Annotated in this window: 16 protein-coding genes and 1 pseudogene; 6 read left to right on the top strand and 11 right to left on the bottom strand. The window is 66.4% G+C overall.

The window, feature by feature from the left end; all coding sequences use genetic code 11:
- Both ABZ717_RS04390 and ABZ717_RS04385 read right to left on the bottom strand, forming a co-directional pair.
- A partial coding sequence (locus ABZ717_RS04390) for a metallophosphoesterase (RefSeq protein WP_358505415.1) occupies positions 1-758 on the bottom strand: 758 nt, incomplete at its 3' end.
- Positions 759-869: 111 nt separating this feature from the next.
- The gene (locus tag ABZ717_RS04385) at positions 870-1,160 is read right to left on the bottom strand and encodes a hypothetical protein (protein WP_358505412.1); all 291 of its coding nucleotides are present in this window, start codon (positions 1,158-1,160) and stop codon (positions 870-872) included.
- A gap of 241 nt (positions 1,161-1,401) precedes the next feature.
- Between ABZ717_RS04385 and ABZ717_RS04380 the strand changes: the two genes are divergently transcribed.
- Complete coding sequence (locus tag ABZ717_RS04380) at positions 1,402-2,193, top strand: SAM-dependent methyltransferase (protein WP_358505409.1); 792 nt, start codon at positions 1,402-1,404, stop codon at positions 2,191-2,193.
- A 9-nt stretch (positions 2,194-2,202) separates the two neighbouring features.
- Here the strand turns inward: ABZ717_RS04380 and ABZ717_RS04375 are convergent, their stop codons facing one another.
- From ABZ717_RS04375 to ABZ717_RS04365, 3 genes are all read right to left on the bottom strand, one after another.
- The gene (locus tag ABZ717_RS04375) at positions 2,203-2,637 is read right to left on the bottom strand and encodes a hypothetical protein (protein WP_358505406.1); all 435 of its coding nucleotides are present in this window, start codon (positions 2,635-2,637) and stop codon (positions 2,203-2,205) included.
- Positions 2,638-3,077: 440 nt separating this feature from the next.
- The gene (locus ABZ717_RS04370) at positions 3,078-3,209 is read right to left on the bottom strand and encodes a putative transporter small subunit (protein ID WP_358505404.1); all 132 of its coding nucleotides are present in this window, start codon (positions 3,207-3,209) and stop codon (positions 3,078-3,080) included.
- Between the two features lie 15 nt (positions 3,210-3,224).
- Entirely contained in the window at positions 3,225-4,913 is a 1,689-nt protein-coding gene (locus ABZ717_RS04365) for a sodium:solute symporter family protein (protein WP_358505401.1), read from the bottom strand.
- 617 nt (positions 4,914-5,530) lie between these two features.
- Between ABZ717_RS04365 and ABZ717_RS04360 the strand changes: the two are divergent.
- Positions 5,531-5,864 (top strand): annotated as a pseudogene (locus tag ABZ717_RS04360) (DUF1330 domain-containing protein); the annotation flags it as partial.
- Between the two features lie 567 nt (positions 5,865-6,431).
- Complete coding sequence (locus tag ABZ717_RS04355) at positions 6,432-7,118, top strand: glycoside hydrolase family 11 protein (RefSeq protein ID WP_358505398.1); 687 nt, start codon at positions 6,432-6,434, stop codon at positions 7,116-7,118.
- Between the two features lie 142 nt (positions 7,119-7,260).
- On the opposite strand, the gene ABZ717_RS04350 is transcribed toward ABZ717_RS04355, so the two are convergent.
- On the bottom strand, positions 7,261-8,067 hold the full coding sequence (locus ABZ717_RS04350) for a hypothetical protein (RefSeq protein ID WP_358505395.1): 807 nt from the start codon (positions 8,065-8,067) through the stop codon (positions 7,261-7,263).
- A gap of 222 nt (positions 8,068-8,289) precedes the next feature.
- Here ABZ717_RS04350 and ABZ717_RS04345 point away from each other — a divergent pair, with 222 nt between their 5' ends.
- Complete coding sequence (locus ABZ717_RS04345; RefSeq protein ID WP_358505392.1) at positions 8,290-9,150, top strand: alpha/beta hydrolase; 861 nt, start codon at positions 8,290-8,292, stop codon at positions 9,148-9,150.
- Positions 9,151-9,542: 392 nt separating this feature from the next.
- Here ABZ717_RS04345 and ABZ717_RS04340 read toward each other — a convergent pair whose 3' ends face one another.
- The 5 genes from ABZ717_RS04340 to ABZ717_RS04320 form a co-directional block, all read right to left on the bottom strand.
- The gene (locus ABZ717_RS04340; protein ID WP_358505389.1) at positions 9,543-10,016 is read right to left on the bottom strand and encodes a hypothetical protein; all 474 of its coding nucleotides are present in this window, start codon (positions 10,014-10,016) and stop codon (positions 9,543-9,545) included.
- Between the two features lie 104 nt (positions 10,017-10,120).
- On the bottom strand, positions 10,121-10,426 hold the full coding sequence (gene rpsN, locus ABZ717_RS04335) for a 30S ribosomal protein S14 (protein WP_358505386.1): 306 nt from the start codon (positions 10,424-10,426) through the stop codon (positions 10,121-10,123).
- Positions 10,426-10,662, bottom strand: coding sequence for a 50S ribosomal protein L28 (rpmB, locus tag ABZ717_RS04330; RefSeq protein WP_358505383.1), 237 nt, complete (start codon positions 10,660-10,662; stop codon positions 10,426-10,428). Before rpmB ends, rpsN begins: the two co-directional genes overlap by 1 nt.
- Before the next feature lie 16 nt (positions 10,663-10,678).
- Positions 10,679-10,930 (bottom strand): 30S ribosomal protein S18, encoded by a 252-nt coding sequence (rpsR, locus tag ABZ717_RS04325; RefSeq protein ID WP_358505381.1) that lies wholly within the window; start codon positions 10,928-10,930, stop codon positions 10,679-10,681.
- Positions 10,931-10,932: 2 nt separating this feature from the next.
- Positions 10,933-12,036, bottom strand: coding sequence for a GTP-binding protein (locus ABZ717_RS04320; protein ID WP_358505378.1), 1,104 nt, complete (start codon positions 12,034-12,036; stop codon positions 10,933-10,935).
- Positions 12,037-12,299: 263 nt separating this feature from the next.
- Between ABZ717_RS04320 and ABZ717_RS04315 the strand changes: the two genes are divergently transcribed.
- Both ABZ717_RS04315 and ABZ717_RS04310 read left to right on the top strand, forming a co-directional pair.
- Positions 12,300-12,695 carry a Fur family transcriptional regulator gene (locus ABZ717_RS04315; RefSeq protein ID WP_358505375.1) on the top strand — a complete coding sequence of 132 codons (396 nt, stop codon included), beginning with the start codon at positions 12,300-12,302 and terminating at the stop codon, positions 12,693-12,695.
- A gap of 71 nt (positions 12,696-12,766) precedes the next feature.
- Positions 12,767-13,582 (top strand): 2,3-dihydro-2,3-dihydroxybenzoate dehydrogenase, encoded by an 816-nt coding sequence (locus tag ABZ717_RS04310; RefSeq protein ID WP_358505372.1) that lies wholly within the window; start codon positions 12,767-12,769, stop codon positions 13,580-13,582.
- Positions 13,583-13,670: the final 88 nt, after the last annotated feature.

Genomic DNA, 13,670 nt, shown 5'->3' with positions numbered 1-13,670 from the left:
GCCCGGGTACGCAGCGAGAAAGGTGTTCGTTGGGGAGGCCGACCGCTACCCATCGCAGCGTGAGGACACCCGGGTGAACGTTTCCGGTCACAGCAGTAGACCGGTCCGGTGTGCACGTCGGGGTCCTCGGTACGGTTCTCCACCAGGTTGCCGCGGCTGTAGGAGTGGTCGTGGCCCTGCAGGACCAGGTCCACGTCGTACTCCTCCAGGACCTCCAACCAGGCCCGGCGCAGCGGCTCGTTGTCCCGCCCGGGGCTGTTGGAGAACAGCGGATGGTGGAAGGTGACGACGGTCCACTCGTTCGGGTTGTCCCGCAGGGTCTGGACCAGCCACTCGGTCTGCGACTCCAACCACGCGTCGACGTCGTCGACGTCGGCGTCACGGTAGTTGGAGTTCAGGCTGATGAACCGCACGCCCTGGTAATCGGTGTGGTGGACCGTCTCGTTCAGGTCCACACCCTCCTCGGGACCGTTGCCGGCGCCGGGGAACTGCAGGTCCCAGTGACCGCTGAGCGCGTTGGAGGAGTACTCGTGGTTTCCGGGCGTGGTCACGTGGTTGATGCCGCCGGTGCCCTCGGAGCCGAACGCGTCATACCACTCGCCCCACTGCGAGTCGTTCTCGGCGTGGTCGATCAGATCACCCGCGTGCACGGCGAGTCGGGCGTCGGGCTCGGCGGCCAGGGCGGCCCGGACCACGGGCGCGGCCCCGGCGGAGATGTCGTTCTGGATGTCGCCGAAGTAGAGGAAGTCGAAGGGCACCGCGTCGCTGTCGGCGGTGGTGAAGTTCTGCCAACGACCGGCCGCGCCCTCACCGGGGACGACACGGTAGCGGTACTCGGTGTCGGGGGCCAGGTCGGTGAGGGTGACCCGTTAGTACTGACGGTCCGCGGTCCGCCCGGTGGGTTCGGCGGGCAGGAGCGCGGTCGAGGACGCGCCGCGCACCGGGATGAGCTCCAGGTGCGCTCCCTCGTCCAGGTCCTCGGTTCGCCAGGTCACGTGCTGAGAGGTGGCGGGGTCGGCGGTGGGGGAGAGCAGGACACGTTCGGGGAAGGTCTGGGCCCAAGAGGTGGAGGGCAGGGCCACCGCGGGCGCCACGGTGAGCGCGCCGAGAGCGAGCAGGGCGAGGGGGCGGTGGGCCGTCGAACGGCGGGTGACCGACATGGTCGGGCTGCTTTCCGTGTGGGGGCGTGAACACGGCGAACCTAGCCAGGCCGCGGTAACGACCCGTGAACACGCCACTACCGTCGCTGTGCCCATCGATGAACGGGCGGGTCGGTGCGCGAACCGGGAGCTCGGGGTGGGAAGCGCTGTGGGCCAAGGGATCTGACACTTGGGCCGGGTACGCGTGGACCTATCATGGCGCGAACGAACCCCCGCTCCGACACCGAAGGTGGAGCCCCCCATGAGCGAACACCCCCCGATCGACACCTCCATTCCGCACTCGGCGCGAGTGTGGAACTACTGGCTGGGCGGCAAGGACAACCACCCCGTCGACCAAGAGGCCGGTGAGGCCTTCCTCAAGGTGTTCCCCGGCATGGCACAGGGAGCCCGGGCCTCACGGGCCTTCCTGGGCCGAACGGTGCGCCACCTGGCGGGAGAGGTGGGGATCCGTCAGTTCCTGGACATCGGCGCGGGGTTGCCCACGGCCGACAACACCCACGAGGTGGCCCAGGCGTTCGCACCGGACAGCCGGATCGTCTACGTCGACAACGACCCCCTGGTACTCGCCCACGCCCGGTCGTTGATGAGGGGTACCGAGGAGGGCGCCACCGAGTACCTCCACGCCGACCTGCGCGAACCGGAACGGATCCTGGAATCGGCGGCCCGGACATTGGACCTGGACCGCCCGGTCGCCCTGATGCTCATGGGGATCCTGGGACACGTCGCCGACCATGACCAGGCCCGTGACCTGGTCCGTCGACTGGTGGATCCGCTGCCCTCAGGGAGCTTCCTGACGATCAACGACGGCACCAACGTGCACGGTGCGGCCAACGTGGAAGCGCACGAACAGTACAACCAGAGCGGGGGAGAGCCCTACGTCCAGCGCTCACCGGAGGAGATCGCGGCCTTCTTCGAAGGCCTGGAGATCGTGGAACCGGGGGTGGTCTGGGTGAGCCGGTGGCGCTACGAGGAGACCGGGTTCGGGATCCCACCCGAGGTCGACGGTTACGGGGGTGTGGCCCGCAAGCCCTGAGCGTCGGGTTCACGACTGTTCCAGGTCGGACAGGTCGACCTCGGGGGCGCCCACGTACTCCACCCCGGCCTCGGGTGGCACGGGCTCCCCGGACGCGGCGTCCATGCAGTGGGCGTCGAACATCTGCGCCTCGTCCAAGGGGACCAGCCGGCGGTGTCCCACCCGCCAGCCGCGGACCAGCTTGACGGGGATGATCGTGCCATCGGGCCGCGTTTCGTGGACGCGGTCGGTGAAGGTGCGCACGATCAGGGCGGCCGGGGCCTGCCCGATCAGAGCCGTGTACAGGCGCTCGATCACCACCGGGTGTTCCACTTCGAAGTGATCCGCCCGCCGGTCGACGGCGGTGGACATGACGTATCGGAAACTCAGGTTGAGGATGTGGCGGTCACCGGACAGGTCTTGGAAGAGGGTACGCAACAGGGTGTGCGCGTTGGTGGAGAGCATGATTCCAGTGTGCGCCGCGACAGGGGTCCGGATCGGGTTGTCCACAGGCCCGATCCGAAGAATTCCGGGTGATCCCCTGCCGGGGAGTCGTGGGCCTGAGCGTTGCGCGGGGTGCCGGGGTGTGGGACCGGACCCGGTACGGGTGATCGGGAAGGTGGGTCTGGGGGAAGGCGACCGGACGCGCGCCGTCGGGCCGGCCTCGCGGATGAACGCGCGAGCCTGTTCCACTTCGGCCACCAGGCCCGGGAACGGCGTGGCGGCGTGGACGACGGTGACCCTCACGATCGAAGAGACGCTGTCCATGGCGCCGAGGCGGGCATCGGCCGGCGAGCCCGCTTGGACATGCGTGCACGCGGCCGGTGCCTTCTCCGGGGAACTCGACGCGAGGGGCCGGGCACCGACTCCTCGGAATCGGTACCCGGCCGGAGCGGTCGGAAGGATCAGATGATCGGACGACCTTCCTTACGCGATTGACTCCAGTCCTTGAAGAAGCCGCGCAGGAGGAAGAAGAGTACGAAGGCCACGATGATGGGCCAGATGAGTACGTAGCCGGTCAACAGCAGGGTCGACATGGGTTCCTCTCTTGGTCAGTGCTTCGAAGCGGTGTCGTCGTCCAGGGCCTTCTCCGGTTCCTCGTCGCTGTCGAACGAACCGATGCGCTTCTGGATCAGGGCGAAGTCGAAGGACTCCTTGTTGCGGAAGCTCAGGAGGTAGCAGACCAGTGTGCTCACCGCGTAGGCGACGAGCGACCCGCTGAGCACGTGGTAGTCGTGCAAGAAGCCGATCCCGAACGGCGCGGTGACGATCGCGGCGATCGAACCGATCCACAGCGCGGGCTTGAGCCCGAAGAAGCCGAAGGACATCAGACCCAGGACCACGCCGACACCGATGACCGACAGCACGTCCACGACGAGGCCGACCGGGGTGCCCATCGGCAGCATCTCGAAGCGGACGGGGATGAAGATCGCCACGGCCGCCAGGGTGGACACGGTGAAGGCCGCGTTGGTGACCTTGCCCCAGTAGAAGGAGGCGATGACCGGGAAGACCAGGGCGCCCCACAGGGCACCGACGAACACGAGCAGGTCGAGGATGCTCATCTGACCGCTGGCGAAGTACAGGGCCGCGGCGGTGGCGACGATCATCGTGACGCGGCCGATCAGCAGCATCGTCTTCGGGTTGGCCTTCTTGCGCCCGGCGACGTTCTGACCGTAGACGTCGGCCATCATGATCGACGAGAGAGCGGCCAGGTCGGAGTCGGCGGTGGAGGCCAGCGCTCCGATGATCATGATGAAGAAGACGCACAGCAGGATCGGACCGAGGAAGGTGGTCGCCATCTGGGGGATGAGGTTGTTGACGTCCCCGTTCATCGGTTCCATGCCCAGGTAGAGGGCCATCACGCCGAGCATGCCGATGCCGATGACGGTGGCACCGTAACCGATGGTGGCGGTGATGAAGGTGGGCTTGATGAGGTCTTCTCGAACCGCGAAGAGGCGCTGGGCGATGGTCTGGTTGCCGATCGCGTAGGCCAGCACGGCGGCGATGTAGGGCGCGCCCTGGTTCAGGAAGGCGTCCGAGGAGAAGAAGTTCGACTGCTGGGGGGTCAGGTTCTGCGCCCCGGTCTCGAACATGCCGGTGCCGCCGGCGGCGAAGAAGACGACCGGGATGATGACGACCACGGCGCCCAGCATCGCCATCGCCTGGGCGAAGTCGGTGAGCACCGAGGCACGGAAGCCGGACCACAGCGTGTAGAGCAGGACACCGGCCGCCATCACCACGATGCCTTGGGTGAAGCTGAAGGGCGAGAGCATCGCCACCAGCGCACCACCGGCGATGAAGTTGGAGGTCAGTGAGATGACGCTGCCCAGAACGTTGGAGCCGGCGAGCATCAACTGACTGGAGCGTCCATGACGGGCGTACATGACCTCGGCGAGAGTGTGCGCGCGAGGGGCGACCGCACGGATGCGTCGTCCGAAGGGGTAGATGAACAGGATCATCAACGCGCCCCACAACCCGTAGTGGATGGGGCCGGAGATGCCGTAGGTGTAACCCGCGGTGGCCGAGGCGTACATGGAGGACGCCCAGATCCATGTCGCGGTCATGGAGGTGGCTGCGATGCCGAAACCGATGTTATGCCCGGCATTCATGTAACCATCGGCGTTCTCTTTCTTCTTGCTGATCAGGATCGACATGAACAGCGTTCCACCGAAGAAAAGTGCGATGAGAAAAATGGTGACGGGGCCGCTCAGTTGCTGGACCGCCATTTCCTCCGAATTCATTCATTTCCTTTCTGAGGACGGGCGCCGGATCACCCGTCGGTTTTTGTGGCACGTAACGACCATGGAGCTTCGGCCCGTGCGCACGACGCTGTGCGCTGGGCATCCGGCCGTGGTTTCGTCGATACGTGGGCCCGCCGATTGCGGATCGGCGGGGAAGGTGGCCGTTTGTCCGCCGCCCGAAGTTGCGCGCTCCGTGTGGGACGCATGGGGCGGTTGGGACCAACAGGCGGACTATAGCAAAAGGTTCAAGTCGGATGATTTTCGGGTGTCGTATAAGCCTGAAGTGGGTCACAGGGGGGCGATTTGGCGATATCGTTCTGTTATTTCAGCGTGATCTTTTGTGGCAGAATGCACTACATTTCAGGACCTTCGGTGTGCGCTGTGAGCTGTGGGAACACCGCTTCCGACCGGCTTCCGTGTCCGGGGTGGCACGCCTGGCCGCGAGGGGTGGGGTGCTCGACGGGCGTGCGACGATGGCGGGCGGTCGGGGTCGCCGGCGTTACATACCGACCAGGCGGTTTCTGTGGTGGACGTCACCGCTCACGCTCGGTGCGCCCAACGACCGCGCAAGGAGTCACCCACGGCCGTCGCCCCCTCCGGGGACGGCCCTCGCGGACATGCTGGAGGAGGATGGGGAGGGCTCCGTGGTCATACTCGACCTGCTGCGCTTCACTCCAGAAGGTCGTTCCTCCTACGAGGAGTACCCACGACGGGCGGCCCCTTTTTTTCGCGGGAATACGGAGCCGAACCGCTCTATGCCGGCGACGGTCCACATCCTTGGTCGCCGATGACGGGCGTGGGTGGGACGCGGTCCCGTTGGTGCGTTATCCCGATCGGAAAACGTTCGGTCGCATGGTCACCGGCCGCGAATACCAGAAGATCGCCCATCTGCGCCCCGCCGCCCTGAACGAGGCCGTGCTCCAGCCGACCCGGCCTTGGGGCTCGCGCCGTTCTCCTGAACGTGTCCTTCGGTGCGGCCTCGATTCCCGAGGCTTTGGTGGAGAACATCCGAGATGGAGGCCCGTCGGACTCGGGCCCCGATGGGTCTCCATCCTTTCGGGGGTGGATGGTCCGGCTCGACCGGAGATGTTGCGGTCGAGCAGGTCGAGCCTCGTGGCCCCAGGGCGAACGGGCGCGGACCGGGCAGGGCCCTCCGGCCGTTCCGTTGATGAGCCCGACCCGCAGGGTCCGGGCTCGTTTTCGCGGCCCGAGGGGGGCCGAAAAGTTTCGGAATCATGATCGATCCCGACATGTGTATCGGAACCGAGTTCCAGGGAAGATTCCAGGATGAGTTTGTAAAAATGATGGTTGACCAGCAGGAATGATGACTGAATGATTGTTAATGTATCCGAAATTTTCCGGAAAACATTGACTCGCGTTCGTCTCGTACGGATACTTCGGGACACGGCGAAAAACCGACCCCGCTGCGCAACACGGCGCCGACACACGGTGACGCACCCCTGGTCGCCGAGGTCCCTTCCGTGCGGCGCCGCCTGGCCCACCAGGAGGAAGACGACCATGAACGACACCCCCCACCCCCCGTTCGACCGCAGGAGATTCATCGGACTCACCGGAGCCGGCGCCCTGGCCGTGGCGATGCCCACGCTGCTGCCCGGCACCGCACATGCCCAGACCATCACCGAGAACCAGACCGGCACCCACGACGGCTACTTCTACTCGTTCTGGACCGACGGCGGTGGTTCGGTCTCCATGACCCTGGGTTCCGGGGGCTCCTACAGCACCCAGTGGAGCGACACCGGCAACTTCGTATGCGGAAAGGGCTGGAGCACCGGTGGCCGCAGGAACGTCGCCTACTCGGGGAGATTCAACCCCTCCGGCAACGGTTACCTGTGTCTGTACGGGTGGACCTCGAACCCGCTCGTGGAGTACTACATCGTCGACAACTTCGGCACCTACCGGCCCGAGGGCGACTTTCGCGGCACGGTGGACAGTGATGGCGGAAGCTACGACCTCTACCACACGATGCGTTATGACTCCCCGTCGGTGGAGGGAGACAGCGAGACGTTCCCGCAGTTCTGGAGCGTTCGCCAGTCGACTCGTACGGGTGGCACCATCACCACCGGAAACCACTTCGACGCCTGGAACGACGCGGGCATGCAACTGGGCGACTTCGTGCACTACATGATCCTGGCGACCGAGGGTTACCAGAGCAGCGGCAGCTCCGACCTCAACGTCAGCGGTTGAGAGCGGGGGCGCGACGGACCCCGACCGTCGCGCCCCCGCTCTCCGGGTCCGACTCGTGGCCCGGTGCACGGGTGTGCCCCGAGCGCTAGATCCATCTCCGAGTGGCTTCTTGGGACCTACCCGGACCGTGCGGGCCCTCGGCTCAGGTCCCGGTGCCGGCCTCGGCCCGAGCCGGGGTGTGGAAGTACTGGTGCGGCTGGAAGAGACAGATGTTGGTCTCGCTCTGCACGTTGGAGTCGGTGGCCTCGACGAAGTAGGCGTAGGGGGTGTCGGCCGCCAGATCGGCGCCCACCCGCACCGAGGAACGGTTCAGGCCGGCGTCGGTGTGCCCGCGCATGTGCTCGACGAAGATGTTGTCCCACCAGGTGAGGTTCTGGGTGTCGAATTCCCTGGCCGACCCCCCGGTGGACAGACGGAAGATGTAGTGGGCGTCGGGCCCGCCCAGATCCTTCAAGGTCGACCAGGAACACTCCAGCTCATCGTCGGCCGGTACCGTCCCCAACTCGGTTCGGCCCGAGGGAGTGAAGGACTCCGCGAGCTCGGTCCGGTGCGAAGTGTAGAACTCCACCAGACGTCGTGAGGCCGCGATGTCGTGGTGACGCGAACGGGTCCGGACCTCCCCGTCGACCCCCGATACCTCGATGGAGTACACGCCCCCGGGCAGGAAACCGGTGGGGAGGTTGACCATGTACCAGTAGTGGTCGAGGGCGTGGTCGTAGATGTGGCCGTTGGTGTTGGCGGGGGTGAACTCCTGGTCGGCGAACTCCACCCGATACCCGTCCGGGCCGCGCGCGGTGATGGACCGGATCAGTTCCGGGGTGGGGACCCCCGGGGTGGGGTGGAAGGAGACGAGGAACTTGTGCTGCTCCGCCGGAAACGGTGTTCCGTCGAAATCCCAGAAGACGTCGCAGGCCATGAAGTCGTAGATGCGCAGGGGGTTGTCGTCCACGCGGGTCTCCCTTGTCGGTCGAATGTTCTCCGTCTCACTCTCCGCCTCGGACGCGGGGCACGCATCGGTGGAACACCGCGATCTGTTCGCGGCGCGCGGGTTTGGGATCGGTGATCCCACCCGTTCGTCGACAGGCCCCGTTGACGCCCCGGTGTGCGGCGCGGATATTCGCTTCCTGAACACCGGATGGCCGGTGTTCTCCTCCATGCAAGGGAGACAGCGATGGGAACATCGACCCCCGCCCGAAGATCCGCCGCACTCCTGACCGGGACTCTCCTGGCCGCCGCCCTGGTCGGGGTCCCCTCGGGGGCCGCGGCCTCCGCCGACGTCGTAGAGGTCGCCGGTGGTAGCGGTCCCCATGAGGCCGGATACGTCACCGATCGTCGCCTGCCCGCCCACACCGTCTACCGACCCCTGGACCTGCCCGAGGACGAGCCCCTGCCGATCGTGGCCTGGGGCAACGGCGCCTGCCGCGCTGATGGGACGTGGTTCGAGAACATCCTCACCGAGTTCGCCTCACACGGTTTCCTGGTCATCGCCAACGGTCGCCCGGACGGTTCGGGCAGCACCGACGCGGAGATGCTCATCGAGTCCGTGGACTGGGCGGTCGATGAGAACACCCGGCTGTTGAGCGAGTACCGCGGACACGTGGACACCGAACGGATCGCCGTCATGGGGCAGTCGTGCGGTGGGCTGGAGACCTACGACGTCGCCGACGACCCTCGCATCACGACCACGGTGATCTGGAACAGCGGCATGTTCAGTGACAGGGACCCGGGACGCCTCGACCACCTGCACGCCCCGATCGCCTACTTCACCGGCGGGCCGAGCGACATCGCCTACGGCAACGCGCTCAACGACTGGCGCGACCTTCCGGAGGGGCTGCCCGCGTTCATGGGCCACCTCGACGTGGGGCACTACGGGACCTTCCCCGAACCCGACGGCGGCGAGTACGGGCGGGTCGGTGGCGCGTGGTTGCGCTGGCAACTCAAGGACGACACCGAGGCCGCGGGCGTGTTCGTGGGCGAGGACTGTGGCCTGTGCGTCGACCCCGAGTGGGACGCGCAGAGCAAGAACCTGTGAGCGGTGTGGTTGTCGATCCCCGGGCGCGCTCACCACGAGCCCGTCGTTTCCTCCTCCGAGACGGGTGGGCGGGTCCTCCCGGCTCGGGTTCGATCCCCTGGACCCGGGCCAAGGGGTGGGACGGTGCGCGTCGGCCCCGTCGGGTCATCGAAGAGACCGTCCCTACTTCCCGCCTCGACCGGATCGCGGGGTACGACGAGCAGACCACGCGGAGTGGCTTCGGCGCGCAGTGCCCCTTCGGAGAGCGTCCGCCAGACGTAGTGGATCTCGTCGCGGAAAGGCGATTCTTCCGGGCAATGCGAATCAAGCACCATGCCCTCCCGGTCGATGGTGGGAAAGCCATGAGAGGTGAAAAGATCGTCCCTGTTCGCCATCTGTCGTGGTGATGGGAATCATTTTATCGACGTCATCGACGCAGGTGAGGGTTCGCATCGGCCGTCGACCTCATTTCGCTGTATATGTCGGAGCAAATTATTCTTTCCGTCGCCGTGGATCCTTGAAGAGGCGATATAGAATGGATGCGTTGTTGCTGCTTTCGGGTCATCGTTGGGGAACCGTATTCGGGGGAGAGCATGGCGACCGCACATCCGACGCACCAGGGCCACGCACACGAACATGGTGAGGGGTGCGGTCACGTCGCCGTGCCTCACCACGACCATGTGGACTATGTGCATGACGGGCACCTGCACCACGTCCACGACGATCACTGGGACGAGTGCTCCACCGAGAGACACGCCGTACACGAGGACCACCCGCACGAACACGGGGAGGGCTGTGGGCACGTGTCCGTACCCCACGACGACCATGTGGACTATGTGCATGACGGGCACCTGCACCGTCGGCACGACGGCCACTGGGACGAACACTCCGCGTCCTGAGCGCCACCGTGGGTGCGGGTTCCCGGAGGAGGGGCGCCTACCCCGGGAACCCGCGGGCCGCTCGGATCACGAACGGCGGATTTCGCCCGGGGTCACCAGCTCGACTTGGTGATCCCGGGCAGCTCCCCTCGGTGCGCCATCTCGCGGAAACGAATCCGGGACAGGCCGAACTTGGTCAGGTGGCCGCGGGGGCGGCCGTCCACGGAGTCGCGGTTACGCACACGGGTGGCGCTGGCGTCCCGGGGCTGTCGGCGCAGTTCGGTGACGGCGGCGGCTCGTTCGGCCTCGCCGGTGTGCGGGCTCTTGATGAGTCGCTTCAGCTCGGCGCGGCGCTCGGCGTAGCGGGCGACGACCGCCTTGCGCTGTTCGTTGCGGGCGATCTTGCTCTTCTTGGCCATCAGACCCTCCCCCCTTCGGCTCGAATGTCGGCGACCACGCGTTCGATGCCTCGGGCGTCGACCACCTTCATCCCCTTGGTGCTGATCCGGAGCTTGACGAATCGCCGTTCACTGGGCAGCCAGTAGCGTTTGTTCTGGATGTTGGGGTCGAAACGACGTTTGGTGCGGCGGTGTGAGTGGGAGACGGCATTGCCGAAACCGGGTGACTTTCCGGTCACCTGGCAGACACGGGACATGCTGGATTCCTCCTGGTCAGCTCTGTTTCGTCGAGGACGGGTACGGCAACAGGGCCATCTCGCGGGCGTTCTTGACCGCCGCGGCGATCAGGCGCTGTTGGCGGGCGGTGACTCGGGTGACCCGGCGGCTACGGATCTTGCCCTTCTCCGAGATGAATTTGCGGAGAAGGGCGGTGTCCTTGTAGTCGACGCGGTCGGCGTCGCCCAGCGGGTTGGCGAAGCGGCGTTCGCGCGGTGGCTTGATGGTGCGGCGATGGCCGGTGGGCATGGTCACCTCTCTGAGAACTCGGCGAAGGGGTCGTTGTGGAAGTCCTGATCGGTTTCGGTGTCGGTGACCAGGCACGACTCCAACAGGGACAACAGGCGCGCGCTGTCCATGTCGATCCCCGTGAAGGACAGGTGCTGGCGGCGGTCACCCGCCACCGGGTCCCAGTCCAGGAGGGCGGAGGATCGTCGGGCCGGTGAGACCAGGTCCATGGCGGCCTCGGGGAGCGCGGCCATCCAGGGGCCGCCGCTCTCCACCATGAGCAGGTCCTGGTGGGAGTCCCACACCAGGAGGGTGTCGGGCTGGCCGGCCAGCCAGAACCTGCCTCTGCCTCGTAGGCTCATGGCGACGATCTCCTCCAGCGCGTCGGAGAGCCGCTGGGGATGCATCGGTCGGGTCCTGGTCCAGGTCACCGAACTCACGCCCTGCTCCTCTGCGTGATCGGAGTACTGGGCCCAGGCCGGGTTGATCCGGGTGTGAGTCGACTCGGGGTCGAAGCGTCCGCCGAGGAACCCTCGCAGGTCCGAGCCTGAACGGACGATCGCGGCCGCGGGGTTGAGTTGTTGGAGCAGGGTCCGCGCATGACGGTCGGGCCCCGTTCCGTGCAGGACGATCACGTTCGGATACTCCACCTGCCGGTTGAGGACTTCGGCGACCGTGCGGGAGTCGTCCTGGGCGATGTCGAGTTCGCGGTCGCTCAGGTCGTCGTCGCAGCTCAGGTCGGCGACCAGGTGGACGAGGTCGACGGCCGTGACGACGGTGGCCAGGAGCAGCCCCTCCTGCGCGGCGATGTTCTCGGCGATCAGCCGGGGTTCCACCCCGTCCCAGGACTCCACGACGCACAGGTCGTGTCGGCGGGCGTCCGCGGTGCGCAGGAGGAAGGGGATGAGGTCCTCGCGCAGGGTGCAGGAGGCGCAGGCGTGGTCGAGGTCCACCTGCTCGCTCTCAGCGGGGCCCGCGCGGTCGCGGACCACGCGATGTACCGCGCCGTCGCCGATGTCCTCCAGGTCGTGGTGCACGGCGATGGAACGCGGAACGGTGGCCAGTAAGTCGTCCACGGCCTGACGTCGCGCGGTCGCGTGCAGCCCGGTGACCAGGGCGATGCGCATCGGATGCTCCTCTCCGAGGTGCCTTCTCTGGAATGGAAATGAAAATCGTTTCCATACTCTACACAGCCGCGAGGGTGCTCGGTACGCCCGCCCGGAGTATGGGGTGATTCGGGCGAACCGACTCACGCGCGTGCTACGGTACTGATAATCATTTTCATCTAATCGAGTCGCGTCCCCGGGAGTCCCCCTCGTGTGCGTAGGGCGATGCCGATACCGAGTCGGTCGCTTGTCTCTGGTGCCCCAACGCCAGGCGGTCGACTGACATGGTCAACACACCCAAGTACGACGAAGCCGTGCTCAAGGTCCTGGACCGTAGTTCCCGCTTTCGCAGCTGTCGGGAGATCCTGCGGGACCTGGATCGGTCGAACCCCTCCGCCACGGGTCCGCCGAGCCTGTCCACCATCTACCGCACGGTCCACCGGATGTCCCAGGAGGGTGTGCTGGACACGATCCGGTCACCCGAAGGAGAGCGTCTGTACCGGCGGTGTGGAACACCTGTCCGCCACTACCACCTCTTCTGTCGTGTCTGCGGAGAGGTGGAGGAGATCGCACAGGTCGCCGAGATCGCGGCGGTCGTGGAAAAGATCCGCTACTTGAGTGATTTCGCTCAGGTCGACCACACCTTCGAACTGACCGGTGTCTGTCCACGTTGTCTGTGACTCCGCGAGACCGCCCTGGTTCGCCTCGGAGGGCTCCGGACGCGGCGCGGAACGCTCGTGAAGGGAGCGCTGTGACCTCTCATCCGGATAGACCGGGAAGGTCGAATGGATCCGACAAGGGTGTCGCCCTGGTCACCGGTGCCGCCGGAGGTATCGGCGCCGCCGTCGTCCGGAGCCTGGCGGCGGAAGGCCACACCGTCGCCGCGGTCGACCGCCGTGAGTCCCCGGCTCGACGGTTGGCGGCCGAACTCGAACACGAAGGCCATCGGGTGATCCACTACTGCGTGGACATCGGCGACGAGGACGCCGTGGAACGGTTGGTCCACCAGGTGGAGGAGGGCCTCGGGCCGATCACCGCCGTCGCCAACGTCGCCGGTCTCCTGCGCCACGGGGCGACCTCGCACTTCCCGACCCGGCACTGGCACGAACTCTTCGCGAGTAACGCCTTGGGGGTTTTCAACGTCTGCCGTGCGGTCTCTTCGAGAATGATGTCTCGCGGACACGGGAACTTCGTCACCGTAGGATCCGACGCCGCCTCGGTTCCCAGGGTGTCCATGGCCGCCTACGCCGCCTCCAAGGCCGCCGCCACCCAGTTCACCATGTGCTTCGGACTCGAAATGGCCCCTCACGGGATTCGGTGCAACGTGGTCTCCCCCGGCTCCACCGAAACACCGATGCGTCGGCAGTTGTGGGGCGATGGCGCTTCCAAGGAGACCCTCTCTCCGAACGGGCCGGACCTCACCGACTTCCGGGTGGGGGTTCCCCTGGGGCGGGTGGCCGCCCCCGAGGACATCGCCGACGCCGTGACCTTTCTCCTCTCCTCCAGAGCCCGCCACATCACCCTGCACGACCTGCGCGTGGACGGCGGGGCCGGTCTAGGAGCCTGATCTGGACCGACACGGCCGATCACGCGCCCGCCCACCCATGCCCCGATCCCCACACCACCATCTCGAAGGAGACTCCTGTGTCCGCCCT

The sequence above is a fragment of the Nocardiopsis sp. NPDC006832 genome (genome assembly GCF_040635885.1).
Lineage (GTDB): Bacteria > Actinomycetota > Actinomycetes > Streptosporangiales > Streptosporangiaceae > Nocardiopsis.
This window is presented reverse-complemented; position numbering and strand designations above follow the sequence as displayed.

Excerpts from the sequence above, each read along its gene's own strand:
- ABZ717_RS04380 (WP_358505409.1), top strand. The coding sequence starts at position 1,402 with ATGAGCGAACACCCCCCGATCGACACCTCCATTCCGCACTCGGCGCGA.
- ABZ717_RS04365 (WP_358505401.1), bottom strand. The coding sequence starts at position 4,913 with ATGAATTCGGAGGAAATGGCGGTCCAGCAACTGAGCGGCCCCGTCACC.
- ABZ717_RS04370 (WP_358505404.1), bottom strand. The coding sequence starts at position 3,209 with ATGTCGACCCTGCTGTTGACCGGCTACGTACTCATCTGGCCCATCATC.
- ABZ717_RS04320 (WP_358505378.1), bottom strand. The coding sequence starts at position 12,036 with ATGCGCATCGCCCTGGTCACCGGGCTGCACGCGACCGCGCGACGTCAG.
- ABZ717_RS04345 (WP_358505392.1), top strand. The coding sequence starts at position 8,290 with ATGGGAACATCGACCCCCGCCCGAAGATCCGCCGCACTCCTGACCGGG.
- ABZ717_RS04385 (WP_358505412.1), bottom strand. The coding sequence starts at position 1,160 with ATGTCGGTCACCCGCCGTTCGACGGCCCACCGCCCCCTCGCCCTGCTC.
- ABZ717_RS04315 (WP_358505375.1), top strand. The coding sequence starts at position 12,300 with ATGGTCAACACACCCAAGTACGACGAAGCCGTGCTCAAGGTCCTGGAC.
- ABZ717_RS04375 (WP_358505406.1), bottom strand. The coding sequence starts at position 2,637 with ATGCTCTCCACCAACGCGCACACCCTGTTGCGTACCCTCTTCCAAGAC.
- rpsN (WP_358505386.1), bottom strand. The coding sequence starts at position 10,426 with ATGGCCAAGAAGAGCAAGATCGCCCGCAACGAACAGCGCAAGGCGGTC.
- rpmB (WP_358505383.1), bottom strand. The coding sequence starts at position 10,662 with ATGTCCCGTGTCTGCCAGGTGACCGGAAAGTCACCCGGTTTCGGCAAT.
- ABZ717_RS04355 (WP_358505398.1), top strand. The coding sequence starts at position 6,432 with ATGAACGACACCCCCCACCCCCCGTTCGACCGCAGGAGATTCATCGGA.
- rpsR (WP_358505381.1), bottom strand. The coding sequence starts at position 10,930 with ATGCCCACCGGCCATCGCCGCACCATCAAGCCACCGCGCGAACGCCGC.